Consider the following 15,272-nt stretch of genomic DNA (forward strand, 5'->3'; position numbering starts at 1 on the left):
CCGTGCACGCGGCGTTCGTCCCCGGTGTCCCCGCGGGCCCCCGCGTCACCTCCGGTTCACGCGTCCCGGCGCGACGCCGCCGACGCGACGCGGCGTGCGCGGCCGGCGCGGGTCACCGCGTAGAGGGCCAGGATGACGGCGACGAGTCCCGCCGTGGACACGAGCTGGGCGCGCGCTGCGTCGTCGGTCAGCATGAGGACGGCGAGCGCCGCGAGCCCGGCGAGCACGGCCCAGGTGAGCCACGGGAAGCCCCACATGCGCAGCGTCATCGGCTCGCCCGCCGCGCGCGCCTGCGCCTCGATCCGGCGTCGCAGCCGGAGCTGCGACACCGCCACGAGCACCCACACGACGAGCAGCGCCGCGCCCACGGCGTTGAGCAGGATGCCCAGCAGCGCCTCGGGCAGGAGCCAGTTGAGCCCGACCGCGACGAGCGCGAAGAACACCGACACGAGCACCGAGACCCAGGGCACGTCGCGGCGCGACACCCGCCGCAGCGCGCGCGGGCCGTCGCCGCGCCCGGCGAGCGAGTACGCCATGCGCGACGTCCCGTAGACGTTCGCGTTGAACGCCGACAGCAGCGCGACGACCACGACGACCTCCATGACGCGCGCCGCCCCGGGCAGCCCGGCGAGGTCGAGCACCGCGACGAACGGGCTCTCCGCGAGCAGGGGCGAGTCCCACGGCAGGACGAGCACCATGATGGCGACCGAGCCCAGGTAGAACACGAGGATCCGCCACACGATGCTGCGGGTCGCACGCGCGACGGCGGTGCGCGGCTCGCGCGCCTCCGCCGCCGCGATCGTGACGATCTCTATGCCGCCGAACGCGAAGACGACGACGAGCAGCCCGGCGGCGATCCCGCCCCACCCCTCGGGCGCGAAGCCCCCGTGGCCCAGGAGGTTCGACGTGCCGACGGGGTCGGTCCCGGGCAGCAGCCCGAGGACCAGCAGGACGCCGACGACGAGGAAGCCGACGATCGCCGCGACCTTGACGAACGCGAACCAGAACTCCAGCTCGCCGAACTGCCGCACGCCCCACAGGTTGATCACCGCGAACACGACGACCACGGCGAGCGCGACACCCCACTGCGGCACGTCCGGGTACCAGCCCGTGACGATCCGCGCCGCGCCCGTGATCTCGGCGCCCAGGACCATGACGAGCATGAACCAGTAGAGCCAGCCCAGCAGGAACCCGGCCCACGGCCCCAGCGCCTCCTCCGCGTAGACGGAGAACGACCCGCTCACCGGTCGCGCGCTCGCCATCTCGGCGAGCATCCGCATGACGAGGATGACGACGACGCCCGCGATCGCGTACGACACGAGCACGGCCGGGCCTGCGGTCGCGATCCCGACGCCCGAGCCGAGGAACAGGCCTGCGCCGATCGCGGAGCCGAGCCCCATCATCGTCAGGTGCCGCGTCCGCAGCCCGGTGCCCAGGTGGTCGGCGGAGGTCCCGGGTTCGGAGGTGCCGCCGGACGCCGGCGGTCGCCCCGAGGGAGACGGGTGCCCGGTCGGTGCCGAGGGTTCGGGCATGGGGGTGCTCATGGTGCGGTCCTGCGGTCGGGTCCCGGTCGCCGTGCTCGACGCCGACCCACGACGCTACACGGCCCGTCGCCACCCTCTGCCCGTCGCCCCGCCGGGCCACCCCGGACGCTCCGTACGACGGCGCCCCGCACCCGGCGCGAGGGGGTCGCTCGGGTGCGGGGCGGCGTCGGGCACGACGCTGTGCCTGTGTCTACGGGGTCGCGGTCCGCGGGAGCGGCGCGACGGCGTGGTGCCGTGGAGCAGCGGTGCCGTCGCCGGAGGTCGGTCCGGTCGGGTCGTCGGCGCGGTCGCCCGCACCGTCGGGGGTGCCGGTCCGTCGGTCGCCGTCGCCGGTCGCCGGGGCGTCAGCGGACGGCGCCGCGGTGTCGACGGCGGCCGGCCGGCGCGTCGAGCCGTTGAGGACACCGTCGTCCTGGAGGTCCTCTAGGTCCTCGTCGTCCACGGCGTTGGCGCCGTGCTCCGCGCCCGCGGCGAAGACGGACGGGTCGGGCGGCGTGCCGAACTTGAGGTGGTTGAACAGCAGGTTGAGCAGGATCGCCATGACCGCGGCGGAGCTGATGCCCGAGTGGAAGATGATGCCGAACCACGTGGGGAACTGGTCGTAGAAGTCGGGCTTGGCGATGGGGATCATGCCGAACGAGATCGACGCCGCCACGATGATGAGGTTCATCGGCCGGGAGTAGTCGACCTTCGCGAGCGTGCGGATGCCCGACGCGGCGACCGAGCCGAACAGCACGACGCCCGCACCACCGAGGACCGGCGTCGGGACCGCGGCCACGACGCGGCCCAGGACCGGCAGGAGGCCGAGGACCACGAGGATCGCGCCGCCCGCCGCGACGACGAACCGCGACTTCACGCCCGTGATGGCCACGAGCCCGACGTTCTGGGCGAACGCCGACTGCGTGAACGAACCGAAGAACGGCGAGACGACGGACGACGCCATGTCGGCGCGCAGACCGTTCGCGATGCGCTTGCGGTCCACCTTGGTGTCGACGATCTCGCCCACGGCGATGATGTCCGCCGTCGTCTCGGTGAGGGTCACGAGGATGACGATGAGCATCGAGATGATCGCGGCGATCTCGAACGTCGGGGCGCCGAAGCCGAGGAACGACGGGAACGCGGCCACCGGGCCGTCGCCGACCCCGGAGAAGTCCGCCTTGCCGAGCGCGAGGGCGATGAGGGTGCCCACGACGATCGCGATGAGGATCGACAGCCGCGAGATCGTGCCGCTGCCGACCTTCGACAGCAGGATGACGATCGCGAACGTCAGCGCGGCGAGGCCGATGTTGCTCACCGAGCCGTAGTCGGGCGAGCTCGCGTTGCCGCCCATCGCCCAGTTCGCCGCGACGGGCATGAGCGTCAGGCCGATCGTCGTGATGACGACGCCCGTGACGACCGGCGGGAAGAACCGGATGATCTGCGCGAAGAACGGCGTGATGAGCAGGCCGATCGCCGACGCGACGAGCACGGCTCCCAGCACCCCGGGGATCCCTCCCCCGCCGTTGACGATCGCGACCATCGTCGACACGCCCGCGAACGACACGCCCTGCACGAGCGGGAGCTGCGACCCGAAGAACGGGATGCCCAGCGTCTGCAGGATCGTCGCGAGGCCGCCCATGAAGAGGGACGCCGCGACGAGCGTCCCGATCTCGGACCCGGTCAGCCCGGCGGCGCCGCCCACGATGAGCGGCGGCGCGATGATGCCGCCGTACATCGTCAGCACGTGCTGGAACCCGTACCCGAACGTCGACCCGATGGGCAGCCGCTCGTCCTCGGGGCGTACCGGACGACGTTCGGCGCCGTCCGTGGTCCTCGTGGCTCGCGCGTTCATAGCGGACCTCCTCGTCAGCTATCGTTCCGCTTGGCGGAAAACTACTTCCACTATTCGAACGCCAAGTGTGACGTGTGTCAAGTCCCGTCCGGCAACTCGGGCGTGGCCTGCGGCGACGGGCCTCAGCCCACGAGGCGGCGGGCCGCCGCCGAGTGCTCCGCGACCAGGGCGTCCAGATCGAGGCCGGGGATCGCGCCGTCGACCACGCGCCACTCGCCGCCGACCATGACGCGGTCCGCGCGGTCGGCCCCGCACAGCAGGAGCGCGGCGACCGGGTCGTGCGATCCCGAGAAGCGCAGCTCGTCGAGGCGCCACAGCGCGAGGTCCGCCTGCTTGCCGACGGCGAGCACGCCGACGTCGTCGCGGCCCAGGACGCGCGCCGAGCCGCGCGTGCCCCAACCGAGCGCGCGGGTCACGGGGATGTCGGCGCCGTACTTGAGACGCTGGAGGTAGAGCGCCTGGCGGGCCTCGAGGATCATCGTCGACGCGTCGTTCGACGCCGAGCCGTCGACCCCGAGCCCGACGGGCGCGCCCGCGTCCTCCAGCTCTACGGCACGGGCGATGCCGGAGGCGAGGCGCATGTTCGACGTCGGGCAGTGCGCGACGCCGGTGCCCGCGACCCCGAGGCGGCGCACCTCCTCGTCGTCGAAGTGGATGCCGTGGCCGAGCCACGCGCGGTCCGTGAGCCAGCCGACCGACTCGAGGTAGTCGACCGTGCGCATCCCGAAGCGCTCGCGGCAGAAGTCCTCCTCGTCGATCGTCTCGGCGAGGTGCGTGTGCAGGCGGACGTCGAGGTCCTCCGCGAGCGCCGCGCTCTCGCGCATCGCGTCGGTCGTCACCGAGAACGGCGAGCACGGCGCGAGCGCGATCTGGACCTGCGCCCCGGCGCCCCGCTCGTGATGGCTCTCCACGAGGCGCTGGGAGTCGGCGAGGATCACGTCCAGGCTCTGCACGACCGACTGCGGCGGCAGACCGCCGTCGTCCTGGCCGAGCGTCATGGACCCGCGCGTGAGGGTCGCGCGCATCCCGAGCCGTCTGACGGCGGCGACCTGGAGGTCGATCGCGTCGTCGAGGCCGGCCGGGAACACGTAGTGGTGGTCGGCCGCCGTCGTGCAGCCGGAGAGCAGCAGCTCGGCGAGCGCGACCGTCGTCGCCAGCTCGTGGTCGCGCGGGGTGAGGCGCGCCCACACCGGGTAGAGGCGCTGCAGCCAGGGGAAGAGCGGGGCGTCGGCGACCGGCCCCCAGGCGCGCGTGAGCGTCTGGTAGAAGTGGTGGTGCGTGTTGATCAGCCCAGGCGTGAGCACGTGCTGGGACGCGTCGAACGTCTCGTCGGCCGGCGCGGACGGTGCGGCGCCTGCCGCGACGACCTCGACGATCACCCCGTCCTCGACGACGACCCCACCGCGCGCGTCGGGCGCGTCCGGGGAGTCGTCCGCGGTGAAGACGCCGAGCGGGTCGCGGACCCAGGTGCGGGTGCCGGCTGAGGGGCTGGTCATGGTGCCTCCTGGTGGCTCGTGCTCACCGGGGCGCGGCTCCGGCGCCACGGTGCGCCGGCTCAGTGGTCCTGTCTGCCGATCCAGGTGCCGCGGGACCCGCGGCCGGGCCGACCGTAGGCCGGGTCGCGACGGGCCGTCAACCCCTGGTGGACGACGACGCGGACGCACGCCGCGCGCGACCTGCGGCGCTGCGGGATCCTGGGACCGGCCGACCGCCGAGACCCGGAGACCCGCCCGTGAACGTCTACGCCCCGCTCGTCCCGGTGTTCGTCGTCGCGCTGCTCGCGCCGCTGCTCGCGGGCCTCATGCCGGTGCGGTCGCGCGTGCCGCAGGTCGTCGTCCTGCTGCTCGGCGGCATCCTCATCGGTCCTTCCGCGCTCGACCTCGCGACGCCGGACGACGTCACGCTCCTGTCCGACCTCGGCATGGGCTTCCTCTTCCTCCTCGCCGGGTACGAGCTGGAACCGAGCCTCCTGCGCGAGCGCGTCGGGCGGCGGGCGGGGGCCGCGTGGCTGACGTCGCTCGTCGCCGGGGCGGTGCTGGTCCTCGTGGTCGTGGGCGACGGCTCGCCGCACCGCGTGGCAGCAGGGGCGATCGCGCTCACGACCACCGCGCTCGGAGTCGTGCTGCCCATCCTGCGCGACGGTGGCCAGCTCGGCTCACGGCTCGGCCGCGCGGTGCTCGTGGTCGGGGCGGTGGGCGAGCTCGCCCCGATCGTCGCGATGGCGGTGCTGCTGGGGACGCGCGAGAGCGGTGTGGCGGCGATCCTGCTGGTCCTGTTCGCCGCCGTCGCGATCGCGGTGTCCGTGCTGCCGGGCCGGCTGGGACGCATCAAGGCCCTCGGTGGCGACCGCCTCTTCAGCGCCGCGGAGCACGGGACCGGCCAGAGCACGCTGCGCCTCACGGTGCTGCTGCTCGTCGCGCTGCTCGCGCTCGCCGCAGGGCTCGGGTTCGACGCCGTGCTGGGCGCGTTCGTCGGCGGCATGGTGCTGCGGCGCTGGGCGCCCGGCGACGTCGAGGCGCTGGAGAAGAAGCTCGACGCGGTCGCGTGGGGCGTGTTCGTCCCGGTGTTCTTCGTCAGCTCCGGCATGGGCCTGGACATCGACTCCATCGTCGCGTCGCCGCTGCTGCCGCTGACGTTCTTCGCGCTCATGGTGGTCGTGCGGGGCGGGCCGGTGCTCCTGTGGTTCCGGCGCGAGCTGCCGTCGGTCGAGCGTGTCCAGACCGCGCTGTACGCCGCGACGGCGCTGCCGCTGCTCGTCGCGCTCACCGAGATCGCGGTCGAGCAGGGCGCGATGACGTCGCGCGTCGGCGCTGCGCTCGTGGGCGCGGGCGTGCTCTCCGTGATCGTGCTCCCGATGGTCGCGAGCCGGCTCGGCCCGCGACCCGCGGAGCCCGACGACGTCGCGGCCCCGCCGACGGAAGAACGCGGCGCCGGATGACCCCGGACGAGCGACGCGTCCGTGCGCGAGAGATGCGCCCAGGGGACGCAGCGCTCGCACACGGACGCATCGGTCGGCGGCGGACCGGTCAGAAGGTCCACTGCTGGTTGGTCGACCCGTGGCAGCCCCAGATCACGAACCGCTGGCCCTCGTAGAGCGGGTTGCCGCCCTCGGCGTCCAGGCACTTCCCCGACTGCGGGTTGCGCAGCGTCTTCGCCGACGCGTCGTAGGCCCACTTCTGGGCGCCCGTGCCGTTGCAGGTCCAGAGCTGGACCGCCGTCCCGTCGGCCGTGCCGCTGCCGCTCACGTCGAGGCACTTGCCGAGCGCGCGGATCGTCCCGTCGCTCCCCCGCGTCCAGGTCTGCGCGACGTTGCCGTTGCACGGGACGATCTGCACGCGGTTGCCGTCGTGCGCCTGGCCCCACGGGACGTCGAGGCAGTACCCGTTCGCGATCCGGATCGTCCCGGTCCCGGTCGGGAGGCTGCCGCCGGGGTTCGGCGGGTTCGAGGTCCCCGAGCCGTTGTCGTAGACCCGGACGTAGTCGACCTTCATCTGCTGGGGGAAGGTGGTCGTACCGTCGGGATACCCGGGCCACTGCCCGCCGACCGCGACGTTGAGGATGAGGAAGAACGGCTGGTCGAACACCCACGCGTTCGCACCGACGCTCGCGCGCGTCACACGGTGGAACTGCTGCCCGTCCACGAACCACGTGATCTCACCGGGCTTCCAGTCGACGGCGAAAGTGTGGAACGTGTCCGCGAACGACCACCCCTGCGGGTGCTGGTACATGCCCGTGATGCCGGCGCCGCCCGAGTAGCCCGGTCCGTGCACCGTGCCGTGCACGCGGTGCGGCTCGAAGCCGACGTTCTCCATGACGTCGATCTCGCCCGACGACGGCCACGGCGTGCCGGGGAAGCTCCCGCCGAGCATCCAGAACGCCGGCCAGATGCCCTGGCCGCGCGGGATCTGGATGCGCGCCTCGATGCGCCCGTACTGCGGCTGGTACTTGCCCTGGGTCGTCAGGCGCGCGGACGTGTACGACCCGTCGGCCTCGCGGCGGGCCGTGATGACGAGGTTGCCCTGGCCGTCGAGCGCGGAGTTGGCGCGCGAGGCCGTGTAGTTCTGGAGCTCGGCGTTGCCCCACCCGTGCGCGCCGGTCTCGTGGTTCCACACGGCGGGGTTCGGGGCCGCGCCCGCGGCGCCGTCGAACTCGTCGGACCAGACGAGATCGCCTGGCGCGGCGGCGGCCGACGTCGCCGGGACGGTCACCGCGAGCGCAGCCGCGGCGGCGGTGAGCGCGGCGACGACGGCGCCCGCGACCCGCCGCCGGGGACGGGCACCGGTGCGGGCCAGGGATCTGGGCGGGGTGCTGGGCAGGGAGCGCTGACGTGCGAGGTCCATCGATCCTCCAGGTCCGGCGGCGGGTGCCGCCTGCGTCTCGCCACGGTGCGCGACGTGCTCTCGGCGCGACTCTGCACCGGGCGGGGGCCGTTCCTCGACCCTCCGCCCGCGAACCTACGGGCGCGGCGCGCCGCCGAGCAAGCGCTCTCTCGGCGTGTCGTGGAATCGCTCCCACATCGTCCATCACCCGCGGGAGCGACGACGCGGCGCCGCGGCTGCGCTCAGGCTGCCGTCGACGGGACCGCCGCGTCGAGGATCGCCTCCGCCGCCCGGCGGGCCTGGCGCGCGACGTCGACGTCCTGGGTGATGGCCGCCGTCGTCTGCGCGCCCTCGGCGAGCAGCACGACCTGGAGCGCGACGTCGTCGGGCAGTCCCGCCTCGCGCACGACGCCGCGCGCGTACCGCTGGAACGACTCCTTGTGCTCGCGCACGGCCGCGGCCACGGCGGGGGACGTCGCGCCGAGCTCGCCGAACGAGTTGATGAACGCGCACCCACGGAACCCGTCCTCGCGGAACCACGCGTCGAGGAAGTCGAACACCGCGAGCAGACGCCCGCGGGGCGCGGTCGCGCCGGCCGCCGCGCGCGCGATCCCCGCGTCCCACTGCTCGGTGCGGTGCCGCAGGACGGCGACGACGAGGTCGTCCTTGGACGGGAACAGCGAGTAGATGCGCTTGAGCGACACCCCGGCCTCGGCACGGACCGCGTCCATCCCCACGGACTGGACGCCGCGCGCGTAGAACAGCCGGTCGGCCGCAGCCACCACGGCTGCGCGGGCGCTCGCGTCGTCGAGCATCGTCATCTCCTGTTCACGTCGTACCGCTTGCGCGGAGAACCATCGTTCTCTAGTGTAGCGACCCACGGGAGAACGCTCGTTCTCCCGACTTCCGCGAAGGGAGCAGGACCATGGGGTACATCACCGTCGGGCAGGAGAACTCCACCGACATCGAGCTCTACTACGAGGACCAGGGCACCGGGCAGCCGGTCGTCCTCATCCACGGCTACCCCCTCGACGGGCACAGCTGGGAGCTCCAGAAGCGCGAGCTCCTCGACGCCGGTCACCGCGTGATCACGTACGACCGCCGCGGGTTCGGCGCGTCGAGCAAGGTCGGCAGCGGGTACGACTACGACACGTTCGCGGCCGATCTGAACACGGTCCTCGAGACGCTCGACCTGCGCGACGTGATCCTCGTCGGCTTCTCCATGGGGACCGGCGAGCTCGCCCGCTACGTGAAGAACCACGGGCACGAGCGCGTCGCCAAGCTGGCGTTCCTCGCGTCGCTCGAGCCGTTCCTCGTCCAGCGCGACGACAACCCCGAGGGCGTCCCGCAGTCCGTGTTCGACGGGATCGTCGACGCGGCCCGCGCCGACCGGTACGCCTGGTACACGCAGTTCTACGAGGACTTCTACAACCTCGACGAGAACCTCGGGAAGCGCATCAGCGAGGACGCCGTGCGCGCGAGCTGGATCACCGCGATCGGGTCCGCTCCCGTCGCCGCGTACGCCGTCGTGCCCACGTGGATCGAGGACTTCCGTGCCGACGTCGAGGCGGTCCGCGCGGCCGGCAAGCCGACGCTCATCCTGCACGGGACCAAGGACAACATCCTCCCGATCGACGCGACCGGGCGCCGCTTCCGCGAGCTCGTCCCGGACGCCGAGTACGTCGAGGTCGAGGGCGCGCCCCACGGCCTGCTCGTCACGCACGCGGCCGAGGTCAACGAGACGCTGCTCGCCTTCGTCGCGCACTGACCCGGACCGGGCGCCGGGACGACCGGCGCCCGGCGCCGCGGCGGTCGGGCGGCAGCGTCAGGCGACCGTCACGCGGTAGTCGTCGGCGTCGTCGTCCCACGCGAGGTCGACGGCGCCGGCGGCCTGCGCCGCCTTGCAGAACTGCAGGAAGCCGCGGTACCCGAGCGCCTTCTCGCTGAAGTCCGGGCGCTTCTTGCGGATGGCGTTCTTCAGCCCGGACAGGACGGTCGAGCCGCCCTCCTCCCGCACCACCTCCTGCACGAGCGCGAACGCCTGGTCGGTGTCGCCCTGCGCGGGCAGGGAGACCTCGGGGTCGCCGGTCGCGGGGCCGGGAGCGAGCTCCACGAAGCCCCGGTCGGCGAGGAACCGCAGGAACTCGCCGAAGTTGCGGAACCCGTAGTCGGCCTCGCTGAACGTCGGGTCCTTGCGCAGGAGCGTGCGCTTGAGCACCGACGCGGTGACCGCCCCGCTCGTGGACGCCTCGAGGTCGGCCAGCGTCTGCGCGACGCGCACCTCCATGGGGACGTCCTCGCCCGACGGCGCGTCGTCGTCGGCCTCGGGGGCGGCCGCGACGGCCGCGGGCTCGTCGGCGGGCTGCTCGACGGGCGTCGTCTCGCCGTCGACCTGCGCGTTCTCGGTCACGACGGGCTCCCCGCGACGCGACGACCGCCCGACGGCCTCGCCCAGCTCCGCGAGCGCCGCCGCCGCCGCCGGCGTCTCGGCCTCCGGCTCCGCGATCTCGGTCGCCTTGCGGCGCCCGGACGTGCGCGCGCCGGAACGCTTCGCCTTGGCGGCGCCCGACGTCGTCGCGCCGGACGCGCGGGAGCCGCGCACCGACCGGGGCTCCGGCTCGTCCGGGACGTCGACGCCCTCGAGCCGGTCGTAGAAGAGGAACTCGTCGCACGCGGGCGGCAGGAGCCGGGACGTCGACTTCTCGACGCCGACGCCGATGACGCGCTTGTTCAGCTCGCGCAGCTTGTGGACGAGCGGGGAGAAGTCGCTGTCCCCCGTGCACATGACGAACGTCGAGATGTAGTCGCGCTCGAACGCCATCTCGATCGCGTCGACGACCATCTTGATGTCGGCCGCGTTCTTGCGCGACGCGCCCATGCGCTGCGGCATCTCGATGAGCTCGACCTGGTGCCGCGTGAGCGAGCGCCGGTCCTCGTCGAAGTACGACCAGTCCGCGTACGCGCGCCGCACCACGACCCGCCCGCGCACGGCGAGCGCGTCGGCGATCGGGCCGAAGTCGAACGTCATGCCGCCCAGGTGCTCGCGCGCCCCGAGCGCGAGGTTCTCGTAGTCGATGAAGACGGCCAGGCGCTCCTCGGTGTCCATGCCCGCCAGCCTAGGCGCAGACCACCGCGCCCCGCCGCCGGACCCCGGGTCGTGCGTCACGTACCACCGCACGCGACGCACGACCCGGGCCGTCGGGCCCCGCGCTCAGCGGACGGAGCGGACGAGGAGGATGAGGACGGCCCCGACGAGGGCCAGCCCGGCGGCGACGGGGAACATCGCCTGGTAGCCGAGCGCCGTGATCGCCGCCGCGGCGAGGACGGGGCCGAGGATCTGCCCGCCCGTGTTGGCGAGGTTGAGGATGCCCAGGTCCTTCGCAGCCGTCTCCGGGTTGGGCAGCACCTCGACGTTGAGCGCCTGGTCGACGGCGTTGAAGGCGCCCATGCCGATCCCGGCGACGAGGCCGTAGACGAGCATCGTCCACGGCTCGGCGGACACGAACGGCACGAACGCGCCGAGCGCGACGAGCACGGCCGCCACGACGACGGGCAGCCGCCGTCGCCGCAGGCGGTCCGAGACCGGGCCGGCGACGGCGGACATCACCAGCGCCGTGACCATGAGGAACAGGGACACCAGCGACACGTACCGCGACGTCTCGTCCTCGCCGAGGCGCATGTAGTCCGTCAGGATGTAGAGCTGGTACCCCGAGATCGCGAACGTGGCCGCGATGATGAGGAACTTCCCGAACAGCGCCAGGTAGTAGTCGCGCGCACCGCGTCGAGGGAACGAGAAGTTGTCCAGCAGCATCCGCTTGTCGAAGCGGCGCCGAGCCATCCCCAGGCTCGACCCCTCGCGCATGAGCACGGCGGCGACCGGGCCCGAGAGCAGGGTCAGGGCGGCCAGGACCGCGAACCCGGCCGTCAGCGAGCCGAGGAACTGTGCCCCCACGATCTGCCCGCCGTACAGGCCTGCGGAGTACCCGAGGGCGTAGACGGACGAGATCGTGCCGCGGTGGCGCGGGGCGACACGGTCGGAGATCACGGCGATGAGCGGCGCGACGATCGCGTTGAGGAAGAACTGGTACACGCACCACACCACGACGAGCAGCCCGACGCTGCGCACCGAGCCCACGACGAGCAGCATCGCCGCCGACGCGACGGACCCCCCGACGATCCACGGCGTGCGCCGCCCCCCGCGCGAGCGCGTGAGGTCGGACAGGGCGCCGAACAGGATGTTCGCGATCGTGGCGACGACCATCGCGCTCGTGGCGAGGAGCGCGACGACCGCCTCCTTGTTCGCTGGCGCGACCTCCGCGACCCGCGCGGGGAGCAGCACGGCGTTGACCCCGAGGTACGGTCCCAGCCACAGCACCACGCCCAGCGCCAGGGCGACGCCGACGCGCAGCGGCCGGCGAGGCTGCTGGCCGTCCTCGACGGTGCCGGTCCACTCGCTCACGACCTCGGGCGCGACGGCGCCGGGTCCCGTCGTGGTCACAGGTCGGCCTCCGCCCGCGCGGCACCGGTGTCGCCCCAGTGCGACGACGCCTCCAGCACGACCGGTCCGGCCGCGACGGTGACGGCGCGGGCCCGCTCGTCCCAGCGCCCGACGGGCGTGAGGTCGAGCGCCACGGGCACGGTCACGCTCGAGCCGGCCGGCACGTCCGCCACGGCGAAGCCGAGCAGCTCGCGCTCGCCCGCGCGGTCGCCGTCCGCCCGGGAGCCGTACACCTGGACCACGTGGCGCCCGTCGCGGCCGCCCGTGTTGCGCACGGCCACGCGGACCTCGCCGCGGCCCGCGGCTCGGTCGAGCACGCCGACCTCCATGCCCGTCACCTCGTACGTCGTGTACGCGAGCCCGTGCCCGAGCGGGAACAGCGCCTCGACGCCGTCGCGCTGGAGCAGCCGCTGCCCGTACCAGCGGTCGTACGTGATCGCGGTCGCGTCGATGTCGAGCGGCGGCAGGTGGTCCGCGGACGCCGGGATCGGGTAGGGCAGGCGACCGGACGGGTTGTGGGCGCCGAGCAGCACGTCGGCGAGGGCGTGGCCGCCCTCCATGCCCGCGTACCAGCCGAGCAGGACGGCCGGGACGTCGTCGACCCACTCCTCCATGAGCACGGCGCCGGCGCTGACCACGACCACGACGGTGCGCGGGTTGGCCGCCGCGACGGCGCGGACCGTCTCGACGTCCTCGGGCCGCAGGTGCAGGTCGCGGCGGTCGCCGCCCGCGGTCCCGCTGCCCACGACGCTCAGGCCCTGGCCCATCGCCGCCATGACGGCGTCGCGGTCGGCGCGCTGGGCGTCGTCGACGGGGTCCGGGTAGAGACGCAGCAGGTCCTCGCGCGTCGCCACCGAGCCGTCGACGAACTCGCCCTCGTCTGCGGCGGTGTACCCGACGACGACGACGGCCGCGTCGGCACCGCGGGCCGCGTCCGCGGCGGCAGGGGCGCCCTGCTGCGGGTCCGCCGTGACGATCTCGGCCTCGGGGAGCGCGGCGCGCAGGCCCTCGACCGCCGTGACGACGTACGGCGCCCGCACGTCGGACGACCCGTGGTCCCCGGTGTTCGCGACGTCCGCGAGCCGGCCGACGACGGCCAGGCGACGCAGGGCGGCGGCGTCGAGCGGGAGCGCCGGGGCGCCGGACGCCTCGTCGTTCTTGAGGAGCACGACGGCGCGTCGCGCCGCCTCGCGCGCCAGGTCGACGTGCTCGGCGCTCGCCACGGTGCCCTGCGGCTCGTCGGCGTCCCGCCCGGCGTGGTGGCGCAGCTGGGTCGCGAGGATCCGCACGCCGGCGCGCTCGACGTCCGCCCACGTGGCCCGGCCGTCGTCGAGCGCGTCCCGCAGCCACGCGCCGCGCTGCTGGTGGAACGGCGCCTCGACGTCGAGCCCGGCGGCGAGCGCCTTCGCCCCGTCGCGCATGCCCCAGATGAAGTCCGTGACGACGGTGCCCTCGAAGCCCCAGTCCTCGCGCAGGACCGTGGTGAGGGTGTAGGGGTTCTGCCCGCCCCACTCGCCGTTCACCGAGTTGTAGGAGCTCATGACGGCGGCCACGCCCGCGTCCGACACCTGCTTGAAGTGCGGGAGGTAGACCTCGTGGAGCGTGGCCTCGTCGACCGTGACGTCGACGGTGAAGCGCGCGTTCTCCATCGAGTTGAGCGCGTAGTGCTTCATGCACGCCATGGCGTGGTGCTGGACGCCGCGCGTGAGCGCGGCCCCGAGCGCGCCGAGCAGCACGGGCTGGTCGGAGTACGTCTCCTGCGAGCGGCCCCACGCCGGGTGGCGCGGCAGGTTGATGCACACGCCCCCGAAGAAGTTGCCGCCCTGCTCGCGGATCTCCGCCCCGATCGCGTGGCCGACGCGCTCCTCGAGCTCGACGTCCCACGTCGCGCCGCGCGCCATGGAGACGGGGAACGCGGTCGAGCGGCCCACGACGCACCCGCGCGGTCCGTCGACGAACCGGAGACCGGGGATGCCGAGGCGGTCCACGGCACCCATCACGTAGGGGAAGACGTTGTAGCCGTCCTCGACGAACGAGCGCATCCCCTTCCAGAACTCCAGGTCACCGTCGAGGAGCCAGAGCCGCTCCTCCTCCGTGAGCCGGTCGTACAGGCCCTGGGCCTGGGCGACGGGGTCCGCGCCTGCGCGCACCTCGTCGGTCGCGAGGCCGAAGGCCTCCGTGTCGGTCGGGACCGTCGTCGTCCCCGCAGCGTCGTCGCTCGTCATCCTGCACACCTCGTCCGTGAGTCGTGAGTGGTACTGAGTACCTAGTAGGTATTCAGTAAGATAGGTCGTGGCGGCTTCCCCAGGCAAGAGGGCCTTCGTCCCGCGTCTCGTCGGGGCCCGCCGTCACGGGGGCCCCGACCCGCCTGACCAGCCGCGACGCCTCGGCGTAGAGTGGCGGAGGACGACCCGACGAGGAGCGATGACCACAGCCCCCTGGAGCGCACGACCCCGCACGCGCATGGCCGCGGCAGACCGCCGCGCGCAGATCCTCGCGTCCGCGAGCCGACTCATCGCCGAACGCGGGTTCTGGGGCCTGACCCTGCGCGACGTCGCGCTCGACTGCGGCATCACCGAGGCCGGGGTCCTGCACCACGCCGGCTCGAAGGACGGCCTCCTCGTGGCCGTGCTCGAGCACCGCGACGAGGTGGACATGGCAGCGCTCGCCGAGCGCCTCGCGGTCCCCGTCACCGCCATCGACGACGACCCCCTGCCCGTGGGCCTGCGCGACCTGTGCGCCGCGCTCGTCGCCCGCAACGCCACCCAGCCGGAGATCGTGCGCCTGTACACGGTGCTGCAGGGCGAGTCGCTCGACGAGTCGCACCCCGCCTACGCCTACTTCCAGCAGCGCGAGGAATGGGTCATGGACCTGTTCTCCCGCGCAGCCCGTACCGACGGCGTCCCGGGCCCCGCCGTCGTGACGACGGCCCGCGAGACGCTCGCCGCCATGGACGGGCTGCAGCTGCGCTGGCTGCGCTCCCCCGCGACGGTGGACCTGGTCGCCGAGTGGGACGCCTTTGCCGAGAGGCTCCTCGCCGGACGCTGACCGGTTCATGCGTACGAACGTACGCAGCATGT

The 15,272-nt window shown here is 73.4% G+C and carries 11 protein-coding genes; 3 read left to right on the forward strand and 8 right to left on the reverse strand.

Features of this window, described 5'->3' with window-relative positions; all coding sequences use genetic code 11:
• Positions 1-56: 56 nt before the first annotated feature.
• From JN535_RS11285 to JN535_RS11295, 3 genes are all read right to left on the reverse strand, one after another.
• The gene (locus JN535_RS11285) at positions 57-1,544 is read right to left on the reverse strand and encodes an amino acid permease (RefSeq protein ID WP_240200986.1); all 1,488 of its coding nucleotides are present in this window, start codon (positions 1,542-1,544) and stop codon (positions 57-59) included.
• Positions 1,545-1,734: 190 nt separating this feature from the next.
• The gene (locus JN535_RS11290; protein ID WP_240200987.1) at positions 1,735-3,375 is read right to left on the reverse strand and encodes a solute carrier family 23 protein; all 1,641 of its coding nucleotides are present in this window, start codon (positions 3,373-3,375) and stop codon (positions 1,735-1,737) included.
• A gap of 122 nt (positions 3,376-3,497) precedes the next feature.
• Positions 3,498-4,871, reverse strand: coding sequence for an 8-oxoguanine deaminase (locus JN535_RS11295; RefSeq protein ID WP_205205647.1), 1,374 nt, complete (start codon positions 4,869-4,871; stop codon positions 3,498-3,500).
• 236 nt (positions 4,872-5,107) lie between these two features.
• Here JN535_RS11295 and JN535_RS11300 point away from each other — a divergent pair, with 236 nt between their 5' ends.
• Positions 5,108-6,313, forward strand: coding sequence for a cation:proton antiporter (locus tag JN535_RS11300; protein ID WP_205205648.1), 1,206 nt, complete (start codon positions 5,108-5,110; stop codon positions 6,311-6,313).
• A gap of 88 nt (positions 6,314-6,401) precedes the next feature.
• Here JN535_RS11300 and JN535_RS11305 read toward each other — a convergent pair whose 3' ends face one another.
• Positions 6,402-7,715, reverse strand: coding sequence for a glycoside hydrolase family 16 protein (locus tag JN535_RS11305; RefSeq protein ID WP_205205649.1), 1,314 nt, complete (start codon positions 7,713-7,715; stop codon positions 6,402-6,404).
• Between the two features lie 221 nt (positions 7,716-7,936).
• Positions 7,937-8,515 (reverse strand): TetR/AcrR family transcriptional regulator, encoded by a 579-nt coding sequence (locus JN535_RS11310; protein WP_374100500.1) that lies wholly within the window; start codon positions 8,513-8,515, stop codon positions 7,937-7,939.
• A 104-nt stretch (positions 8,516-8,619) separates the two neighbouring features.
• Between JN535_RS11310 and JN535_RS11315 the strand changes: the two genes are divergently transcribed.
• On the forward strand, positions 8,620-9,462 hold the full coding sequence (locus JN535_RS11315; RefSeq protein ID WP_205205650.1) for an alpha/beta fold hydrolase: 843 nt from the start codon (positions 8,620-8,622) through the stop codon (positions 9,460-9,462).
• A 57-nt stretch (positions 9,463-9,519) separates the two neighbouring features.
• Here the strand turns inward: JN535_RS11315 and JN535_RS11320 are convergent, their stop codons facing one another.
• From JN535_RS11320 to JN535_RS11330, 3 genes are all read right to left on the reverse strand, one after another.
• Complete coding sequence (locus JN535_RS11320) at positions 9,520-10,800, reverse strand: NYN domain-containing protein (protein ID WP_205205651.1); 1,281 nt, start codon at positions 10,798-10,800, stop codon at positions 9,520-9,522.
• A 105-nt stretch (positions 10,801-10,905) separates the two neighbouring features.
• A complete protein-coding gene (locus tag JN535_RS11325; protein WP_205205652.1) occupies positions 10,906-12,192 on the reverse strand; it encodes an MFS transporter in 1,287 nt (428 codons plus the stop codon).
• Positions 12,189-14,417, reverse strand: coding sequence for a beta-glucosidase (locus tag JN535_RS11330; RefSeq protein WP_205205653.1), 2,229 nt, complete (start codon positions 14,415-14,417; stop codon positions 12,189-12,191). Before JN535_RS11330 ends, JN535_RS11325 begins: the two co-directional genes overlap by 4 nt.
• A 199-nt stretch (positions 14,418-14,616) precedes the next feature.
• Between JN535_RS11330 and JN535_RS11335 the strand changes: the two genes are divergently transcribed.
• Positions 14,617-15,240, forward strand: a complete 624-nt coding sequence (locus tag JN535_RS11335) for a TetR/AcrR family transcriptional regulator (protein ID WP_205205654.1) — start codon at positions 14,617-14,619, stop codon at positions 15,238-15,240.
• Positions 15,241-15,272 lie beyond the last annotated feature (32 nt).

The organism is Cellulosimicrobium cellulans, from assembly GCF_016921195.1.
In the GTDB taxonomy this organism is placed as follows: domain Bacteria; phylum Actinomycetota; class Actinomycetes; order Actinomycetales; family Cellulomonadaceae; genus Cellulosimicrobium; species Cellulosimicrobium cellulans_F.